The 19,998-nt window shown below is 56.2% G+C and carries 14 protein-coding genes; 3 read left to right on the plus strand and 11 right to left on the minus strand.

What is annotated here, in order from left to right; genetic code table 11:
* Window positions 1–13 precede the first annotated feature (13 nt).
* Together cysI and cysJ are read right to left on the minus strand one after the other, a co-directional pair.
* Window positions 14–1,726, minus strand: a complete 1,713-nt coding sequence (cysI, locus tag ACRDD5_RS06445) for an assimilatory sulfite reductase (NADPH) hemoprotein subunit (RefSeq protein ID WP_438676253.1) — start codon at window positions 1,724–1,726, stop codon at window positions 14–16.
* Complete coding sequence (cysJ, locus tag ACRDD5_RS06450) at window positions 1,726–3,531, minus strand: NADPH-dependent assimilatory sulfite reductase flavoprotein subunit (RefSeq protein ID WP_438676254.1); 1,806 nt, start codon at window positions 3,529–3,531, stop codon at window positions 1,726–1,728. Before cysJ ends, cysI begins: the two co-directional genes overlap by 1 nt.
* Before the next feature lie 307 nt (window positions 3,532–3,838).
* Between cysJ and queD the strand changes: the two genes are divergently transcribed.
* Entirely contained in the window at window positions 3,839–4,201 is a 363-nt protein-coding gene (gene queD / locus ACRDD5_RS06455) for a 6-carboxytetrahydropterin synthase QueD (RefSeq protein WP_438676255.1), read from the plus strand.
* A 32-nt stretch (window positions 4,202–4,233) separates the two neighbouring features.
* Here queD and queE read toward each other — a convergent pair whose 3' ends face one another.
* The 3 genes from queE to ACRDD5_RS06470 all read right to left on the minus strand — a co-directional run bounded on the left by queE (window position 4,234) and on the right by ACRDD5_RS06470 (window position 7,222).
* Window positions 4,234–4,905: a 7-carboxy-7-deazaguanine synthase QueE gene (gene queE / locus ACRDD5_RS06460; protein WP_438676256.1), complete on the minus strand. Its 672-nt coding sequence runs from the start codon at window positions 4,903–4,905 to the stop codon at window positions 4,234–4,236.
* 71 nt (window positions 4,906–4,976) lie between these two features.
* On the minus strand, window positions 4,977–5,666 hold the full coding sequence (locus tag ACRDD5_RS06465) for an N-acetylmannosamine-6-phosphate 2-epimerase (RefSeq protein ID WP_438676257.1): 690 nt from the start codon (window positions 5,664–5,666) through the stop codon (window positions 4,977–4,979).
* Entirely contained in the window at window positions 5,666–7,222 is a 1,557-nt protein-coding gene (locus ACRDD5_RS06470) for a PTS transporter subunit EIIC (RefSeq protein WP_271281695.1), read from the minus strand. The genes ACRDD5_RS06465 and ACRDD5_RS06470 overlap by 1 nt, the downstream gene beginning before the upstream one ends.
* A 165-nt stretch (window positions 7,223–7,387) precedes the next feature.
* Here ACRDD5_RS06470 and ACRDD5_RS06475 point away from each other — a divergent pair, with 165 nt between their 5' ends.
* Window positions 7,388–8,212 carry a MurR/RpiR family transcriptional regulator gene (locus ACRDD5_RS06475; RefSeq protein ID WP_438676258.1) on the plus strand — a complete coding sequence of 275 codons (825 nt, stop codon included), beginning with the start codon at window positions 7,388–7,390 and terminating at the stop codon, window positions 8,210–8,212.
* Between the two features lie 59 nt (window positions 8,213–8,271).
* On the opposite strand, the gene eno is transcribed toward ACRDD5_RS06475, so the two are convergent.
* The 5 genes from eno to rlmD form a co-directional block, all read right to left on the minus strand.
* Window positions 8,272–9,567 carry a phosphopyruvate hydratase gene (eno, locus tag ACRDD5_RS06480; protein WP_271281693.1) on the minus strand — a complete coding sequence of 432 codons (1,296 nt, stop codon included), beginning with the start codon at window positions 9,565–9,567 and terminating at the stop codon, window positions 8,272–8,274.
* A gap of 82 nt (window positions 9,568–9,649) precedes the next feature.
* Complete coding sequence (pyrG, locus tag ACRDD5_RS06485; protein WP_271281692.1) at window positions 9,650–11,287, minus strand: glutamine hydrolyzing CTP synthase; 1,638 nt, start codon at window positions 11,285–11,287, stop codon at window positions 9,650–9,652.
* A 224-nt stretch (window positions 11,288–11,511) separates the two neighbouring features.
* Window positions 11,512–12,303, minus strand: coding sequence for a nucleoside triphosphate pyrophosphohydrolase (gene mazG, locus ACRDD5_RS06490; RefSeq protein WP_271281691.1), 792 nt, complete (start codon window positions 12,301–12,303; stop codon window positions 11,512–11,514).
* Between the two features lie 70 nt (window positions 12,304–12,373).
* A complete protein-coding gene (gene relA / locus ACRDD5_RS06495; RefSeq protein WP_438676259.1) occupies window positions 12,374–14,605 on the minus strand; it encodes a GTP diphosphokinase in 2,232 nt (743 codons plus the stop codon).
* Between the two features lie 52 nt (window positions 14,606–14,657).
* Window positions 14,658–15,956 carry a 23S rRNA (uracil(1939)-C(5))-methyltransferase RlmD gene (gene rlmD / locus ACRDD5_RS06500; protein ID WP_438676260.1) on the minus strand — a complete coding sequence of 433 codons (1,299 nt, stop codon included), beginning with the start codon at window positions 15,954–15,956 and terminating at the stop codon, window positions 14,658–14,660.
* A gap of 57 nt (window positions 15,957–16,013) precedes the next feature.
* On the opposite strand from rlmD, the gene barA reads away from it, so the two are divergent.
* The gene (barA, locus tag ACRDD5_RS06505; protein WP_271281688.1) at window positions 16,014–18,773 is read left to right on the plus strand and encodes a two-component sensor histidine kinase BarA; all 2,760 of its coding nucleotides are present in this window, start codon (window positions 16,014–16,016) and stop codon (window positions 18,771–18,773) included.
* A gap of 49 nt (window positions 18,774–18,822) precedes the next feature.
* Here barA and ACRDD5_RS06510 read toward each other — a convergent pair whose 3' ends face one another.
* The gene (locus tag ACRDD5_RS06510; protein ID WP_271281687.1) at window positions 18,823–19,962 is read right to left on the minus strand and encodes a glycerate kinase; all 1,140 of its coding nucleotides are present in this window, start codon (window positions 19,960–19,962) and stop codon (window positions 18,823–18,825) included.
* Window positions 19,963–19,998 lie beyond the last annotated feature (36 nt).

A 19,998-nucleotide genomic window follows, 5' to 3' on the forward strand; every position in this document is an offset into this window, starting at 1 on the left:
TGACCTCTCGTGGTTACTCCCAGAAATCCCTTGCGGGATCGAGCACCGGGCGAATAATGCCCGCACGCACCGTAAAGTCGCCGAAGCCTTCACCCGCTTCGCGCTCTTTCGCCCAGCGCCCGATCAGCTCGTCAATTGACTGCAGAATTTCCGGCTCGGTAATGTTTTCGCGATACATTCGCGGAATACGCGTCCCGCTGCGATTCCCACCCAGATGCACGTTGTAGCGGCCAGGGGCTTTACCCACCAGACCCAGCTCGGCCAGCAGCGCACGGCCACAGCCGTTCGGGCAGCCGGTCACGCGCATCACAATATGTTCATCAGGGATGCCGTGTTTTTCCAGCACCGCTTCCACTTTGTCGGTGAACGACGGCAGGAAGCGCTCAGCTTCGGCCATTGCCAGCGGACAGGTCGGGAACGACACGCAGGCCATGGAGTTTTCACGCTGCGGTTTCACCGTATCCATCAGCGTATGTTCCCGGGCCAGCTTCTCGATCTTCGCCTTCTGGCTCTCCGGCACGCCGGCGATGATCAGGTTCTGGTTGGCAGTAATGCGGAACTCGCCTTTGTGGATCTTCGCGATCTCCAGCAGACCGGTTTTCAGCGGACGGCCCGGATAATCCAGAATACGGCCGTTCTCGATAAACAGCGTCAGGTGCCATTTATTGTCGATGCCCTTCACCCAGCCGATGCGATCGCCGCGACCGGTGAATTCGTAAGGACGGATCGGTTCAAACGTGATGCCCGCCCGGCGCTCCACCTCTTCCTTGAAAGTATCGACGCCGACGCGCTCAAGGGTGTATTTGGTCTTGGCGTTTTTACGGTCGGTACGGTTACCCCAGTCGCGCTGAGTGGTCACCACCGCTTCAGCCACCGCAAGGGTGTGTTCCAGCGGCAGATAGCCAAACTCACTCGCGGTACGGGCGTAGGTTTTCTTGTTGCCGTGCTCAATGGACAAGCCGCCGCCCACCAGCAGGTTAAAGCCCACCAGTTTGCCGTTCTCAGCAACCGCGACAAAGTTCATGTCGTTGGCGTGCAGATCGATATCGTTCTGCGGCGGGATCACCACCGTGGTTTTGAACTTACGCGGCAGATAAGTCTGGCCGAGGATCGGTTCAACGTCGGTGGTGGCCACTTTTTCCTGATCGAGCCAGATCTCGGCATACGCGCGGGTCTGCGGCAGCAGATGCTCAGAGATCTTCTTCGCCCATTCGTAGGCTTCGGCGTGCAGCTCGGACTCGTACGGGTTGGAAGTACAGAGTACGTTACGGTTCATGTCGTTGGCGGTCGCCAGCGCGTCCAGCCCTACCGAGTGCAGCATCTGGTGTACCGGCTTCACGTTCTTCTTCAGAATACCGTGGAACTGGAAGGTCTGACGGTTGGTCAGACGGATGCTGCCGTAAATCGTGTTGTCATGGGCAAACTTGTCGATCGCCTGCCACTGTTTGGTGGTGATGATCCCACCCGGCAGACGGCAGCGCAGCAGCATCGCATGACGCGGCTCCAGCTTCTGTTCAGCACGCTCGGCGCGGATATCGCGGTCGTCCTGCTGGTACATACCGTGGAAACGGATCAGCAGGAAGTTATCGCCTTTAAAACCGCCGGTCAGACCGTCATTCAAATCTTCGGCAATGGTGCCGCGCAGATAGTTGCTATCAACCTTCATGCGCTCGGCATCAGTCAGCTTGCCTTCGACCACCAGAGGGCCAGGATGTTTTTCGCTCATTAGTAGACATCTCGCTGATAACGGCGCTCTACGCGCAGCTCACTTAAAAATTCATCCGCCGATTCAGTATCCATGCCACCGAATTCAGCAATCACTTCCAGCAAAGCCTGCTCAACGTCTTTCGCCATGCGATTGGCGTCGCCGCAGACATAAATGTGGGCACCGTTATTGATCCATGCCCACAGTTCTGCGCCCTGTGCGCGCAGTTTGTCTTGTACGTATATTTTTTGTTGTTGGTCGCGAGACCAGGCCAAATCGATGCGCGAGAGCACGCCCTCTTTGACGTAGCGTTGCCACTCAACCTGATAAAGGAAATCTTCCGTAAAGTGCGGGTTGCCGAAGATCAGCCAGTTTTTACCGGAGGCTTCATCGGCGGCACGCTGCTGCATAAAGGCGCGGAACGGCGCAATACCGGTACCTGGACCAATCATAATCACCGGGGTTTCCGGGTTGGCAGGCAGACGGAAGTTGTCGTTGTGCTCAATAAACACCCGGACTTCGCCCTCTTCCTCAACGCGATCCGCGAGGAAGCTGGAGGCACCGCCCGCACGGGCGCGGCCTTCGATGTCGTAACGCACCACGCCGACGGTCACGTGCACTTCACTCTCCACTTCTGCCTGAGCAGAAGCGATGGAGTAGAGGCGCGGCGTCAGTGGACGCAGCAGGCCGGTTAATGCCTCCGGGCTCAGCTGTGCCGGGGCAAAACGCACCATATCCACAATGGGGGTGGTGGTGGCGTAGTGCTGCAGTTTCGCTTTGTCACCCACCAGCGGCAGCAGTGCCTCGCTGCGGGTGAGGGTGGCGTAGTTTTCCACGATATTGGCGGTGTTGACGGTCAGTTCGAAATGCCACTGCAGCGCTTGCGCGAGCGGCAGGGTTTTGCCTTCTACCGTTACCGGCTCATCGCCCTTCAGCCACAGCAGTTCTACCAGCTCGTTCACCAGCACCGGATCGTTCTGATACCAGACGCCAAGCGCATCGCCCGGCTGGTAACGCAGACCGGAGTCGCCCAAATCAATTTCGATATGGCGCACGTCTTTTTCAGAATCACGACCGGTGATTTTCTGGTTAACAGAGAGGCTCGCCGTCAGCGGCGCTTCTTTGGTATACGGGCTGGTGTGGATATCGTTGACCACGCCAGTGGCGGTCACGGCAGCCTGCGCCGGCGTGTCCTGCGGGACGCGGGCTTTCAGCACATCAACAATGCGTGCGCGCCATTCGGCAGCGGCGGCCTGATACTCGACGTCGGTATCAACGCGGTCCAGCAGGCGCTCACCGCCCAGTTCCGCCAGCTTGCTGTCAAAATCTTTGCCGGACTGGCAGAAGAATTCATAGGACGAGTCGCCCAGGCCGAAGACGGCAAACGCGGTATCCGTAAGTTTGGGGGCTTTTTTCGAGAACAGGAACTTATGCAGCGCAACGGCTTCTTCAGGCGGCTCACCTTCGCCCTGGGTTGACGTGACCACCACAACCAGTTTTTCTGACGCGATTTGCTTAAATTTATAATCCCCGGCGTTCACCAGGTTCACGTTCAGTTTGGCCGCGAGCAGGTCGTCGCGCAGTGCTTCGGCGACGCGGCGCGCGTTACCGGTTTGTGAAGCAGAGATAAGCGTAATTGCCGGGATCTCAACGGCCGTAGCCGGTGCGCTTACCGCGCTGCCGGGCTGCTGGTTGAGCATTCCCCAGAAATAACCGGACACCCAGGCGAGCTGGGTAGGCGAAAAATCAGTGGTGGCCGCCTGCAGGCGTGCCAGTTGCTCCGGGTTCAGGGGAAGCAAATTTGAAGGTGGGGCCTGTGTTGTCATGCGTCGTTATGTTCCAGTAGCAAAGCTGAATTTTTATCTTAAAGACAGAACAGAGTGTAAGGTTAACGGCGCGGATCATAACAATTAAAGAAGGGATGGAAATAATAAATAACCAAAAGAACTAACCTCTTTTAGCTATTGTTCTTAACAATAAAAACGATTAATTAAGCCTATGAAATTAAAACATAAAGCCGTGAGTCATCGCAGTGTAAGCAGCATCCCGGGAGAATGCCCGTTTTAGTTAATGATAAAAAAGGTACTTTCCGGTACTCTACGGCGGTTTTTTCCGCATTTTTGAGAGTCCACGATGTCCACCACACTGTTTAAAGATTTCATCTTCGAAGCCGCCCATCACCTGCCTCACGTCCCTGAAGGGCATAAATGTGGTCGCCTGCACGGGCACTCCTTTATGGTGCGCCTGGAGATCACGGGTGAAGTCGATCCGCACACCGGTTGGATCATGGATTTTTCCGAGCTGAAGGCCGCCTTCAAGCCGACCTATAATCGCCTCGATCACTACTATCTGAATGATATTCCAGGGCTTGAAAATCCGACCAGCGAAGTGCTGGCAAAGTGGATCTGGGATGAGATGAAGCCGCTGGTGCCGCTGCTGAGCAGCGTGATGATCAAAGAGACATGTACAGCTGGCTGTGTTTATCGCGGCGAGTGAAAAAAAAGCCCGGATATCCGGGCTTTTTTCTGTCAGGCAATATTCAGATACTTGTGCGTCTGCATCGACAAACGCCAGTTGCGCGCGATACAGGTTTCAATGCACAGACGCGTGGCGTCGTCTTTCTGGCTGATTGGCTGCAGGGCAATGATACGCTGCTTTTCGTCGTTCAGCGTCGCCAGCAGTTCATCCAGTGCTTCAATATCACGCACGCGGCCCACCGGGTGTTTGATCTCATCGGCACGTTCCAGTGCCTGCGACAATACGTCGTACCCGCCGCGCATATTCACTTTCGGCGATACCGTCACCCAGGTGGCGTGCGAGCAGCGCACTTCGTGGGTGCCGCTGGTTTCAATCTGGCAGCTGTAGCCGTTCTTTTCCAGCAGATCCGTGAGCGAGGTTAAGTCGTGGATGCAGGGTTCCCCCCCGGTGATCACCACATGGCGGGCGGTCCAGCCCTGACGACCAATGATTGCCAGCAGATCTTCTGCACTGCCAGCGCCCCATTTATCGCTCTCTTTGGTTTTGGCCAGAATACTGAACAGCGACACTTCCCGATCTGCGAGTTTATCCCACGTATGTTTGGTATCACACCAGGCACAGCCAACCGGGCATCCCTGTAATCGAATAAAAATAGCAGGAACGCCGGTGAAGTAACCCTCGCCTTGCAGGGTCTGGAACATCTCGTTAATCGGGTACTGCATAGTCATCTCAGTTTGGGGATAAACGTTAAGTATCGCAGATCCCCGCCTAAGTATCATGCCCGATCGGTGCTTTAGGACTCAATCGCCGCCACGAAACGCGCGGTGATCTGCTGAGGACGCGTAATTGCACCACCTACCACCACCGTGTGTGCGCCTAATTCCAGGCAGCGCGCGGCCAGTTCTGGCGTGTCGACATTGCCTTCTGCCACAACCGGAACTGTCACTGTCGCCAGCACGTCGCGTAAAAATCCGCAGTCGTTTTCGCGCAGCACGCGCCCCTGTGTATCCGCCGTATAGCCGTGAAGCGTGGTGCCCACGCAGTCGAAGCCCAGCGCCTGCGCCGTTTTGGCCTCGGCAACCGTGGCGATATCGGCCATCAGCAATAACGACGGATAGCGGGTGCGGATTTGTTCAACCAGTGCAGCAAGTGACTCCCCGTGCGGACGCGGGCGGTCGGTCGCGTCGAGGGCAATGATTTCCGGCTCGACTGCCATCAGCTCGTCGATCTCTTTCATCGTCGCGGTGATAAACACCTCGCTGTCCGCATAATCACGCTTGATGATGCCGATCACCGGCAACGAGACGGTCTCTTTGATGGCGGCGATATCCACCACACTGTTAGCGCGAATGGCGACCGCCCCGCCCTGCGCCGCTGCCAGCGCCATGCGCGACATGATAAATGAACTGTGCAGCGGTTCATTTTCCAGCGCCTGACAGGAGACGATCAATTTGCCTTTCAAAACATCCAGTACCGTTTTCATTACGCTAAACTCTCTTCGACTTCGTTTTTAATGATGGTGACGTGCGGGCCGTAAATGACCTGGACCCCATTGCCGCGAACGATGACGCCGCGTGCGCCAGTCGCTTTGAGTGCCGCTTCGTCGACCTTGCTGCCGTCTTTTACCGTCACGCGCAGACGCGTGGCGCAACAGTCCACCTCTTCCAGATTGTCCCTGCCCCCTAATCCCGCAATCACCGCCGCCGCACGTTCGCTCTGGGGAAGTGTGTTTTCGACGACTGTCTCTTTCTCACGGCCCGGTGTGGCAAAACCAAAGCGGTTAATCATGAAGCGGAAGGTGAAGTAATAGAGAAAGAACCAAGGAATGCCGACCAGCGGGACGTACATCCAGTGGGTTTTGGCTTCGCCCTGAAGGACACCAAACAGGATAAAATCGATGAAACCGCCCGAGAACGTCTGCCCGATGGTGATATGCAGAATATGGGCGATCATGAACGCCAGCCCATCAAAGAACGCATGGATGACGTATAAAACCGGGGCCACGAACAGGAATGAGAATTCAATCGGCTCGGTGATCCCGGTCAGGAACGAGGTCAGCGCCGCCGAGAGCAGCAGGCCCGCGACGCGTTTTTTGTTCTCCGGTTTCGCCGTGTGATACATCGCCAGACACGCGCCCAGCAGGCCAAACATCATGGTGATAAAGCGCCCGGACATAAACCGCGAGGTGCCGATGTAAAACTGCTGGGTGTTCGGATCGGCAAGCTGCGCGAAGAAGATGCGCTGCGTGCCTTCGACCAGTTGTCCGTTGACGATTTCACTTCCGCCGAGCGCCGTGGTCCAGAACGGCAGATAGAAGATATGGTGCAGGCCAAATGGGCCGAGCATCCGCAGGATAAAGCCGTATAAGAACGTGCCGAGATAGCCGGTGGCATCCACCAGCCCACCGAGTCCAAAAATCATTTTCTGGAAATGCGGCCAGACCACCGTCATCAGCGCGCCGACCACAATCGCCGCCAGTGAGCTGATAATCGGTACAAAGCGCGAGCCGCCGAAGAAACCGAGGAACTGCGGCAACGCGATTTTGTTGAAGCGATGGTGTAACGTGCAGGTTACGAGGCCAATCACCACGCCGCCGAACACGCCGGTTTCGAGGGTCTGAATGCCGAGCGTCATCCCCTGACCGACCGCGCCGGGATTCTCATGCGCCAGCGTGCCGGTGAGGATCAACAGTGCATTAATGGTGGCATTCATCACCAGGAAGGCGAGCAGTGCCGCCAGACCGGCGGTGCCTTTGTCAGTTTTTGCCAGCCCAACGGCCACCCCTACGGCAAACAGCACTGACAGGTTGGCAAACACAATCGAACCGGCGCTGCTCATAATCGTAAATATGGCCTGAAGCCAGCCGACATCCAGGAACGGGTACGCTGTTAGCGTATTGGGGTTGGACAACGCCCCGCCAATTCCCAGCAGCAGGCCCGCTGCGGGTAATACCGCTATCGGCAGCATGAACGATTTACCGAACCGCTGCGCCTTTTCAAACCATGCCCCGGAGGAGGCACCACTGAACATTTGCATCATATTTTCATTTCCCCTGCTAATGGTGAAAATTTTTACCATATTAAATACACAAACTGAAAATTATCACCAAAAATCGGGAAGCTGATCATACTTTTTTAAAATGACTGGCATCTCTCACCCGCTTTCCGCCACACTAGCCCCAGAGAAACGCATTAAGGATCTTGCATGTCAGAAAATGAAAACCTGCTGCTGAGGCTGCGCCAGGGCCTTTCCGGATACAGTCCCACTCAGCAAAAACTGGGCGAATTCGTGTTAAACGATCCTGCAAAAGTGCTCTATCTGACGATCACCGAACTGGCACGCGAAAGTGAGACCAGCGAGGCGAGCGTGACGCGCCTGTGCCGCGCGCTGGGGTGTAAGGGATATACGGAGTTCAAAATGGCGCTGGCGCTGGACGTTCAGCGGATACAAGCGCCGAGTCGAAAAGGCGATGAGATTGATGAAGTGGTTGAAGAGTCGGTTCAGGCGTTACGCGACACCTCGCAGCTGCTCGACAGGGATATGCTACTAAAAGCGGCGCAGGAGCTGCATCAGTCGCGCTCGGTCTATATTTACGGTGTCGCGGCCAGCGCCATTATTGGCGACTATTTGCATTACAAACTGCTGCGTCTGGGAAAACCGGCTCAGCTGTTCAGCGATATGCACCGGGCGTCGATGAACGCGACGACGTTAAGCTCTGATGATCTGATTGTGGCGATTTCGAGTTCCGGTTCGACGCGCGATCTGCTGCACGTGGTGAAGCTGGCACGTAAGCGTGGCGCTAAAGTGCTGGCCTTGAGTAACACGCCACGCAGTCCGCTGGCGTCGATAAGCGATATGTTGCTGGTGGCAGCAAAACCGGAAGGGCCGCTGAGCGCGGGGGCGCTTAACGCCAAAGTGGGCGTGATGCTATTGGTGGAGCTGCTTGCGACGTCACTGATTACGCTCGACGATCGCTACGGCGATATCAGTCAGCAAACGGCGAGTGCCACCCTGCCCTTGCTGCTGTAAATCAGCCATAAAAAAACCCGCCGAAGCGGGTTTTTTCTTAAGAGTGAAAGCTCAGTAGATTACTGACCTTTGATCTCTTTGCGACCGTTGTATGGCGCTTTTTCGCCCAGCGCTTCTTCGATACGAATCAGCTGGTTGTATTTAGCAACACGGTCAGAACGGCTCATAGAACCCGTTTTGATCTGGCCAGCAGCGGTACCAACAGCCAGGTCAGCGATGGTCGCGTCTTCAGTTTCGCCTGAACGGTGAGAGATAACGGCAGTGTAGCCAGCGTCTTTCGCCATTTTGATCGCAGCCAGAGTTTCGGTCAGAGAACCGATCTGGTTGAATTTGATCAGGATGGAGTTAACGATGCCTTTCTCGATACCTTCTTTCAGGATCTTGGTGTTGGTTACGAACAGATCGTCACCCACCAGCTGGATTTTGTCGCCCAGAACTTTAGTCTGGTAAGCGAAGCCATCCCAGTCAGATTCGTCCAGACCGTCTTCGATAGAGACGATTGGGTACTGTTTGGTCAGGTCTTCCAGGAAGTGAGTGAACTCTTCGGAAGTGAAGGCTTTGTTGCCTTCGCCAGCCAGAACGTATTTACCGTCTTTGTAGAATTCAGATGCTGCACAGTCCATCGCCAGGGTGATGTCGGTGCCCAGCTCGTAGCCTGCTGCTTTAACCGCTTCAGCGATTACAGCCAGTGCTTCGGCGTTAGAGCCCAGGTTAGGTGCATAACCACCTTCGTCACCAACAGCGGTACCCATGCCTTTAGACTTCAGAACTTTAGCCAGGGTGTGGAACACTTCAGAACCCATACGGATGGCTTCTTTCAGCGTTTTCGCGCCAACAGGCTGAATCATGAACTCTTGAATATCAACGTTGTTGTCAGCGTGCTCGCCGCCGTTGATGATGTTCATCATCGGAACTGGCATGGAGTATTTGCCTGGGGTGCCGTTCAGTTCAGCGATGTGTTCGAACAGTGGCTGACCTTTAGAAGCTGCTGCTGCTTTGGCGTTTGCCAGAGACACAGCCAGGATTGCGTTCGCACCGAAGTTAGATTTGTTTTCAGTACCGTCCAGGTCGATCATGATCTTATCGATGCCAGCCTGGTCTTTGGCGTCTTTGCCAAGGATTGCCTGAGCGATTGGGCCGTTAACCGCGCCAACAGCTTTGGTTACGCCTTTACCCAGGTAACGGGATTTGTCGCCATCGCGCAGTTCCAGCGCTTCGCGGGAACCAGTAGAAGCACCTGACGGCGCAGCTGCCATACCGACGAAACCACCTTCAAGGTGAACTTCAGCTTCAACGGTAGGGTTACCACGGGAGTCGATGATTTCACGACCGATGACTTTAACGATTTTGGACATTAGATTTTCCTCAGTACAAGTTAAACTAAAACTCCAGACAAACAGCGCGTACCTTAGGTACGCGCTGCCGTTCTAACTTTTCTTACTTCGCCTGACGCTTCTGGAACTCGTTGGCGGCTTTCACAAAGCCAGCAAACAGCGGATGTCCATCACGCGGCGTGGAAGTAAATTCCGGGTGGAACTGACAGGCAACAAACCACGGGTGGTTCGGCACTTCGATGATCTCGACCAACTGATCATCCCCGGAGCGGCCCGCAATACGCAGACCGGCAGCTTCAATTTGTTTCAACAGCAGGTTGTTGACTTCATAACGGTGACGATGGCGTTCAGTGATGACCGGTGCACCGTACATCTGGCGTACCAGGCTGTCGTCAGAGACCTGACAAGCCTGAGCACCAAGACGCATTGTGCCACCCAGATCGCTCTTCTCGGTACGGACTTCGACGTTACCTTCTTCGTCGCGCCATTCAGTGATAAGCGCCACAACAGGGTACTTACAGTCTGGCACAAATTCCGTTGAGTTGGCGTTTTCCATGCCCACCACATTACGAGCAAATTCAATCAGCGCAACCTGCATACCCAGGCAAATACCGAGGTAAGGAATATTGTTTTCACGCGCATAGCGTGCGGTAGCGATCTTGCCTTCAACGCCACGGTAGCCGAAGCCACCCGGGATCAGAATAGCATCCAGATCTTTCAGAATTTCTACACCGCGGGTTTCAACATCCTGCGAATCAATCAGCTTGATGTTGACGGTTACGCGATTTTTCAGGCCACCGTGTTTCAGCGCTTCGATAACTGACTTATAGGCGTCCGGCAGTTCGATGTACTTGCCGATCATACCAATAGTCACTTCACCTGCCGGGTTCGCTTCTTCGTAAATAACCTGCTCCCATTCAGACAGGTTAGCTTCCGGACAGTTCAAGCTGAATCGTTTACAAATATAATCGTCCAGACCCTGTGATTTCAACAGGCCCGGGATTTTATAAATGGAATCGACGTCTTTCATTGAAATAACGGCTTTTTCTGGCACGTTACAGAACAATGCAATTTTCGCACGTTCGTTAGCCGGCACCGCACGATCGGAGCGGCAAACCAGGATATCAGGCTGAATACCGATAGAGAGTAATTCTTTCACGGAGTGCTGAGTTGGCTTGGTTTTCACTTCACCGGCAGCAGCCAGGTAAGGTACCAGCGTCAGGTGCATGAACAGCGCGTGTTCACGACCGATATCAACCGCCAGTTGACGAATTGCTTCGAGGAACGGCAGGGATTCGATATCACCTACGGTACCGCCGATTTCAACCAGCACCACGTCGTGACCTTCGCCACCCGCAAGGACGCGCTCTTTAATGGCATTGGTGATATGCGGGATGACCTGAACGGTTGCGCCCAGATAGTCGCCACGGCGTTCTTTACGCAGAACGTCGGAATAGATACGACCCGTAGTGAAGTTATTGCGACGGGTCATTTTGGTGCGAATGAAGCGCTCGTAGTGACCCAGGTCCAGATCGGTTTCAGCGCCGTCTTCAGTAACGAACACTTCCCCGTGTTGGATAGGACTCATGGTGCCAGGATCGACGTTGATATACGGATCCAGTTTCATCATGGTCACGTTGAGGCCACGGGCTTCAAGAATGGCTGCCAGGGAGGCTGCGGCAATGCCTTTACCCAGAGAGGATACGACCCCGCCGGTCACAAAAATATAGTTCGTTGTCATGCTGAACCTGAGAAGTTAGGGTGAAACGATGGAATAACCAGGACGGGAAAGCAGTATACCCGATCATAGCAGACGCCACAAACTTTCATTATTCCTCCTCTTCATCAGGCTCAAACAAACGCAGGGAGTGAGAAAATAGCCCCTTTGGGGTAAATGTTTTTGACGCAAATCAAGCGCTTGTCATTTAAAAAATCACACAAATTGCGCTTGATCGCAAAAACCCGTTAGAGATCATATTCCTGGCGTTTTACTTCCTGCCAGACTTCTTCCATCGCCTCGAGGTCAACGCCGGTCATTTCCAGCCCGCGCGCGGCAATGATGCGCTCCACTTCGCGGAAACGACGCTCAAACTTGAGGTTGGCTTTCTGCAGGGCGGTTTCGGCTTTTACCCCTAAATGACGCGATAAATTCACCGTCGCAAACAGCAGGTCGCCCATCTCCTCTTCCAGCTTTGCCTGATCGATGACGGCCTGCTGCGCTTCGTGCATCACTTCGTCGATCTCTTCGTGCACTTTGTCGAGCACCGGCCCGAGGGAAGTCCAGTCGAACCCCACCGTCGAGCAACGTTTCTGGATTTTATGCGCACGCATCAGCGCCGGCAGGCTGAGGGGGATATCATCCAGCGCCGAATGCTGTGCTTTTTCCGCACGCTCAGCGGTTTTGATTTGCTCCCAGCGGGTCAGCACGTCGTGACTGGTTTCTGCGGTCGCATCGCCAAAAATGTGCGGGTGGCGGCGTTCCAGTTTGTCGCTGATGGCGGCACAAATATCATTGAAATCAAAGCGCCCTTCTTCCTGGGCCATTTGCGCGTAGAACACCACCTGGAACAGCAGGTCGCCCAGTTCACCGCGCAGATCGTCAAAATCTTGACGGGAGATGGCGTCCAGCACTTCGTAGGTCTCTTCCAGAGTGTAAGGCGCGATGGTGGCGAAAGTCTGCTCTTTGTCCCATGGACAGCCGGTTTGCGGGTCGCGGAGGCGCTGCATAATGCCAAGCAGGCGGTCGATTTGGGTCATGAGTCATTCCTGATAAATAAGAAAAGCCGGGGGCGGCGACACCTGACCCGGCCTACAAAAGATGGCAATCTTATCCGCCGTGAAGACGACGGGCGTCAATCACATCCGGCACCTGGTTCAGCTTGCCGAGCACTCGGCCCAGCACCTGCAGGTTATAGATTTCAATCGTCATGTCGATGGTAGCGAGCTGCTGGCGGGTATCGCTGCGGCTGGCGACCCCCAGCACGTTCACTTTTTCGTTAGCCAGAATAGTGGTGATGTCGCGCAGCAGGCCGCTGCGATCGTTGGCCGCAACCCGCACCACCAGCGAATAGCCCGCGGAGTAGCTCTCGCCCCATACCGCATCGACAATACGTTCCGGCGCATGCGACTGTAAATCTTCCAGCTGATCGCAGTCCGCCCGGTGAATGGAGATCCCGCGCCCTTGGGTGATAAAGCCGACGATCTCGTCCCCCGGGATCGGCTGACAGCAGCGGGCAATGTGGTGCATTAAATTGCCAACGCCTTCGACCACCACCCGACCATTGTCTTTACTGCGATGCGGTGGCGTGTAGGTCTTCTGCTGCAGCAGCTTCAGCGCCGCCGCATCCTGCTCGGCTGCACTCGGTTTGTTGAACTGCGCCTGCAGGAAATTAACCATCTGGTTGAGACGAATGTCCCCACCGCCTATCGCCGCCAGCAGCTCCTCCAGCTCGTTAAAGTTGTAGCGGGGCAGCAGGAATTTCTCTGCCTCTTTCAGGTGGATGCCCAGGTGCTCCAGCTCATTGTCGAGGATCTGGCGACCCGCAAGGATGTTTTTGTCACGGTCCTGCTTACGGAACCAGGCGTGAATTTTAGAGCGTCCGCGGCTGGTAGTGACGTAGCCCAGGTTCGGGTTCAGCCAGTCACGGCTGGGGTTCGGCTGTTTCTGAGTGATGATTTCTATCTGATCGCCCATCTGCAGCTGGTAGGTGAACGGCACGATGCGCCCACCGATTTTAGCCCCGATGCAGCGGTGCCCCACATCGCTGTGGATGTGGTAGGCGAAGTCGAGCGGCGTCGAGCCCGCCGGAAGATCGACGACATCACCCTTTGGCGTAAAGACGTAAACCCGGTCGTCAAAGACCTGGCTGCGCACTTCGTCAAGCATTTCGCCGGAGTCGGCCATCTCTTCCTGCCACGCAATCAGCTTGCGCAGCCAGGCAATACGATCTTCGTGGCCGGAACGCGCGCCGCTGGAGGTGCCCTCTTTGTACTTCCAGTGCGCAGCAACACCCAGCTCGGACTCTTCGTGCATCTGTTTGGTACGGATCTGGATTTCAACCGTTTTGCCGCCCGGCCCCAGCACCACGGTATGGATCGACTGATAGCCGTTCGGTTTTGGGTTCGCCACGTAGTCGTCAAACTCGTCCGGCAGGTGGCGGAAATGGGTATGCACGATGCCCAGCGCGGCATAGCAGTCCTGCAACCGTTCGGCCACAATTCGCACCGCACGCACGTCAAACAGCTCATCAAAGGCCAAATGCTTCTTCTGCATTTTGCGCCAGATGCTGTAGATGTGTTTCGGGCGGCCATAGACTTCTGCTCGCACGTTTTCTTCTTTCATCGCCTTGCGCAATCCACCGACGAATTCGTCGATGTAATGCTCCCGGTCGATACGGCGTTCGTGCAGCAGTTTCGCAATGCGCTTGTATTCCGCCGGATGCAGATAGCGGAAGCAGTAATCTTCCAGCTCCCATTTCAGCTGCCCGATCCCTAAGCGGTTCGCCAGCGGCGCGTAAATATTGGTGCACTCTTTGGCCGCCAGCACGCGCTCATCTTCCGGCGCGTCTTTCACTTCGCGCAGATGGGCCACGCGCTCCGCGAGCTTGATCACCACGCAGCGGAAATCGTCCACCATTGCCAGCAGCATACGGCGGACGTTATCCACCTGTTCAGCGGAGACGGAATCCGTATGCGCGGCTTTCAGCTGGCGAATGGCCGCCATATCTCGCACGCCGTGGATCAGTGCGACCACAGATTTGCCGACGCTCTCACGCAGAACGTCTTCGCTGACCACATCTGCATCAGCCAGCGGGAACAGGAGCGCCGCCTGCAGCGTTTCAATGTCCATATTGAGCATGGAGAGGATTTCGACCATCTCCACACCGCGCCACAGCAGCAGATCCGCATCGGGATGCCCCTGGGTAGTGCGCAAACAGTAGGCCCAGGTTTCGGTTAAACGTTCACACGACTGCTGGCTGGAAATTCCCAGACTGGCGATCCATTTTTGTGGGTCAAACTCTCCAGCTTTATTGAGATGTGCACTTCTTACCGCAACCATCGTCCTCTCCTTTAGGGACCCGTGCCTGTCGAATTCGACAAGCCGAAATTCATCAGTTAAGCGTGAACAACGCCATTGATTCCAGATGCCCAGTGTGCGGGAACATATCCAGCATTGCCAGACGCTGAATCTGGTAACCCGCGGCTAATAATGACTCACTGTCCCGGGACAGCGTCGCCGGATTACAGGAAACATAGACCACACGTTTTGGCGCGAGTTTAATAATATGCTGCATCACGCCAGGGGCACCGGCACGCGCCGGATCCAAAAGGATTTTATCAAAGCCGTGCTTCGCCCAGGGCTGCTGAGTGACATCCTCTTCCAGATTCTCGTGAAAAAATGTCACATTGTGCAGCGCATTGTGAACCGCGTTGTCACGCCCTTTCTCCACCAGCGCCGCCACGCCTTCGACCCCGACCACGCTTTGCGCTCGTTTTGCCAGCGGCAGGGTAAAATTGCCCATCCCGCAGAACAGATCCAGCACCCGGTCGTCTGGCTGAATATCCAGCCAGTCCAGCGCCGTCGCCACCATCTGCTGGTTAACGCCATCGTTGACCTGAATGAAATCGCGCGGACTGAACGATAAGCGTAGCCCGTCTGAATCGTACCAGGGCGCTTCACTTGTTACGTGCTCAAGTATGTCGCTTTGCGGGGCGAGATACAGCGCGAGGTCATGAGAATGCGAAAAGCGTTCCAGTTTTTCGCGATCGCGGGCAGAAAGTGGCGCGGTGTGGCGTAGGACCATCATCGGGCCGCCGTTCGCCAGCACCAGTTCAACGTGCCCCAAATGGCGAACGCCCTGCAGCTCAGAAAGGCATGCGCGCACCTCTGGCAGCAATGCCTCAAGACGGGGCACCAGAATGGGGCACTGTTTGATATCGACAATCTCGCTGGCGTTAGCCTTGCGAAAGCCCATCTCCAGACGCGCGGTTTTCGGCAGGTAATTCAGGCTCAGGCGCGCCCGGCGGCGGTAGCCCCAGGGGTCACCGGCGATAATCTCATTAACGTCATGCTTCATCAGTCGCGCGAGGGCGCGGCTTTTACTGCGCTCCTGCAGCGCAACGCTGGCATGCTGCTGCTGGCAGCCGCCGCAAACGCCAAAGTGTGCGCAGCGTGGTTTAACGCGTTCCGGGCTATCATTAAGCCGGCGTTTGACCTGCCCGCGCGCGTACTGCCGTTTCTCTTCCGTCAGGGTGATTTCAGCTCGCTCATCCGGCAGCAGGCCGGGAATAAACAAGGCCTTACCGTCATGGCGCGCCACGCCCTGACCGAAGGGATCGAGGTCGGTGACATCAACAGTTATGATCTGACGCGTCGTCACGCGTCGCTTTGCAGAGTAGAATTGCGCCATTACCGGGTATTTTCTCAAATGAACATATTGACTCTAATTGTCCCATAACGGAACTCCATGACCAACTACAGCCTGCGTGCGCGCATGATGATTTTGATCCTCGCCCCTACCGTACTCATTGGTTTGCTGCTGAGCACCTTCTTTGTGGTTCACCGTTATAACGACCTGCAACGCCAGTTAGAGGATGCGGGGGCCAGCATTATTGAACCGCTGGCCGTCTCCAGTGAATACGGCATGACCCTGCAAAACCGGGAGTCTATTGGCCAGCTCATCAGCGTTTTGCACCGTCGCCACTCGGATATTGTGCGCGCCATCACCGTCTATGACCAAAATAATCGCCTGTTTGTCACGTCCAATACCCACATCGACCCCGGTACGATGAAGATCCCCGACGGCATGGCGTTTCCCAGGCGTCTGAGCGTTATCCATCAGGGCGACAGGATGATCCTGCGCACGCCGATCACCTCGGAAAGCTATTCACCTGATGAATCAGCCAGTTCAGATGCCAAGCCCGACAACAATATGCTGGGATATGTGGCGCTGGAGTTGGATCTCAAGTCCGTGCGCCTGCAGCAGTACAAAGAAATTTTTATCTCCACCGTCATGATGCTGTTCTGTATCGGCATTGCGCTGATCTTTGGTTGGCGACTGATGCGCGATGTTACCAGCCCGATCCGCAACATGGTGAATACCGTCGACCGGATCCGTCGGGGCCAGCTCGACAGCCGCGTTGAAGGCTTTATGCTCGGCGAACTGGATATGCTGAAAAACGGCATCAACTCGATGGCGATGTCGCTGGCGGCGTACCATGAAGAGATGCAGCATAACGTCGATCAGGCCACCTCCGACCTGCGTGAAACCCTGGAGCAGATGGAGATCCAAAACGTCGAGCTGGATCTGGCCAAAAAGCGTGCCCAGGAAGCGGCGCGCATAAAATCAGAGTTTTTGGCGAACATGTCCCACGAACTGCGCACCCCGCTAAATGGGGTAATTGGCTTTACCCGTCTGACCCTGAAAACCGAACTGAATCCAACCCAGCGCGACCACCTGCATACCATTGAACGCTCGGCCAATAACCTGCTGGCGATCATCAATGACGTGCTCGATTTCTCCAAGCTGGAGGCAGGCAAGCTGATTCTGGAAAGCATCCCGTTCCCGCTGCGTAATACGCTGGATGAAGTGGTGACCCTGCTGGCGCACTCCTCCCACGACAAGGGGCTGGAGCTGACGCTGAACATCAAAAATGACGTGCCGGATAACGTAATAGGCGATCCGCTGCGCCTGCAGCAGGTGATCACCAACCTGGTAGGGAACGCCATCAAATTCACCGAAAGCGGCAACATTGACGTGCTGGTTGAAAAGCGCGCCCTCAGCAATACCAAGGTGCAGATTGAGGTGCAGATCCGCGACACCGGGATTGGCATCCCGGAACGCGATCAGTCCCGGCTGTTCCAGGCCTTCCGCCAGGCGGACGCCAGCATTTCGCGCCGTCACGGCGGTACCGGACTGGGGCTGGTGATCACTCAAAAGCTGGTGAAAGAGATGGGCGGGGATATCTCCTTCCACAGCCAGCCCAACCGGGGGTCGACCTTCTGGTTCCACATCAATCTTGACCTGAACCCGAACGTGCTGACCGATCGCCCGGCGATGGATTGCCTGCAGGGTAAACGGCTGGCCTACATCGAACCCAACGCCGCAGCGGCGCAGAGTACGCTGGATGTATTGAGCACCACACCGCTGGACGTGGTCTACAGCCCGGCGTTTTCCGCCCTGCCGGTGGAGCATTACGACATTCTGCTGATGGGGATCCCGGTGACCTTTACCGGCGAGCTGACCATGCAGCAGGAACGGCTGGCAAAAGCGGCCTCGATGACCGATTACCTGCTGCTGGCGCTGCCGTGCCACGCGCAGATAAACGCCGAAGAGCTTAAGCATGACGGCGCAGCAGCGTGCCTGCTTAAACCGCTGACCGCCACGCGCCTGTTACCGACGCTGACGGAATATTGCCGCCTGAACCACTACGTTGCGCCAATTGTCAGCAATGAAAGCAAACTGCCGATGACCGTGATGGCAGTGGATGACAACCCCGCCAACCTGAAACTTATCGGCGTTCTGCTTGAGGATCAGGTGCAGCACGTCGAGCTGTGTGAGAGCGGCCTGCAGGCGGTTGAACGTGCCCGACAGACGCAGTTTGACCTGATTCTGATGGATATTCAGATGCCCGGCATGGACGGTATTCGTGCCTGCGAGCTGATTCGCCAGCTCCCGCACCAACAGCAAACCCCGGTTATCGCCGTGACCGCGCATGCCATGGCGGGCCAGAAAGAGAAGCTGTTGAGCGCCGGGATGAACGACTATCTGGCAAAACCGATTGAGGAAGGGAAGCTGCACAACCTGCTGCTGCGCTATAAGCCGGGCCCGGTGACGGGCAACTGGATTGCGCCTTCCGAGACGCCAGAGGCCCCTGCCAACACCAGCGAGACACTCGACTGGCAGCTGGCTTTACGCCAGGCGGCGGGAAAACCGGACCTGGCCCGGGAGATGCTGCAGATGCTGATCGCCTTCCTGCCGGAGATCCGCAATAAAGTGGAAGAACAGCTGGTCGGAGAAAAACCGGAAGGACTCACCGACGCGATCCATAAGCTGCACGGTAGCTGCGGCTACAGCGGCGTCCCGCGCCTGAAAAACCTGTGCCAGTTGCTGGAACAACAGCTGCGCTCGGGAACGCCGGAAAGCGAGCTGGAGCCGGAGTTTCTGGAGTTGCTGGATGAGATGAATAATGTCACGCGGGAAGCGATGAAGGTGCTGAGGGCGTAACAACCCTCTCCCATCGGGGAAAGGGTGATCGTGTGGATATCGGCCTTCGTTAAACCTCCATCCCCACTTTCAATACCGCGGCAATATTTCTGGCCGCCATCCGCACGTTTTCAGCCGCGTCTTCCAACGCCTCCTCCAGCGTGCAGACGGTATAGATCACGCTAAAGACCGCGTCGATACCGTGTTCGTGAACGACGCCAACGTCTGCTGTCAGGCTACCCGCGAGGCCAATCACCGGTTTGTTGTAGCGTTTGGCAATTTTTGCCACCCCGACCGGAACTTTGCCATGAACGGTCTGGCTGTCGATTCGCCCTTCGCCGGTGATCACCAGATCGGCATCGGCTACCTGGCTGTCCAGGTCGAGCGCATCGGTAACAATTTCAATACCCTGGCGCAGCTGCGCGCCGCAGAATGCGTATAGCGCTGCCCCCATTCCGCCTGCCGCTCCGCCGCCTTCCAGTTTGAGCACTTCAACGTCGAGGTCGCGGGCAATGATCTGCGCATAGTGCGCCAGTGCGCGATCGAGACGTTCGATCATCTCCGGCGTGGCCCCTTTTTGCGGCCCGAATATCGCACTCGCCCCGCTTTCACCGGTCAGGGGATTAGTGACGTCACAGGCGACTTCAATCCGACACTCTGCCAGCCGTTTATCCAGCCCGCTGATGTCGATACGCGCCAGCTTTTCCAGCTCGCTGCCGCCAGGGCCGATTGGCTCACCCCGTTCATCCAGCAACGCGGCACCCAGCGCCTGCACCATGCCTGCGCCGCCGTCATTGGTGGCGCTGCCACCAATGCCGATAATAATGTGTTTAACACCCGCATCCAGCGCATGGCGGATCAGCTCGCCGGTTCCCCAGGAGGTGGTGATCAGTGGATTGCGTTGGGCAGGAACCACCAGCTCCAGACCGCTGGCCGCCGCCATCTCGATAAAGGCGCTTTTCTGGTCCCCGGAGCGGCCATAAAAACCGTCAACATGCTCGCCCAGCGGCCCGGTTACGCGCACCTGAATAATCTGCCCCTGCGTGGCGGCCACCATCGCTTCTACGGTGCCTTCGCCCCCGTCAGCAACCGGCAGTTTGACGTACTCTGCCGTAGGGAAAATCTCGCAAAACCCCTCTTCTATCGCCGTCGCCACTGCCAGGGCGCTCAAACTTTCCTTGTAGGAGTCCGGTGCGATAACAATTTTCATAAGCCGTCCTTACGCATGTTGACTACCCTAAGCATA

The organism is Silvania sp., from assembly GCF_051656365.1.
Taxonomy (GTDB): Bacteria; Pseudomonadota; Gammaproteobacteria; order Enterobacterales; family Enterobacteriaceae; genus Enterobacter; species Enterobacter hatchlandensis.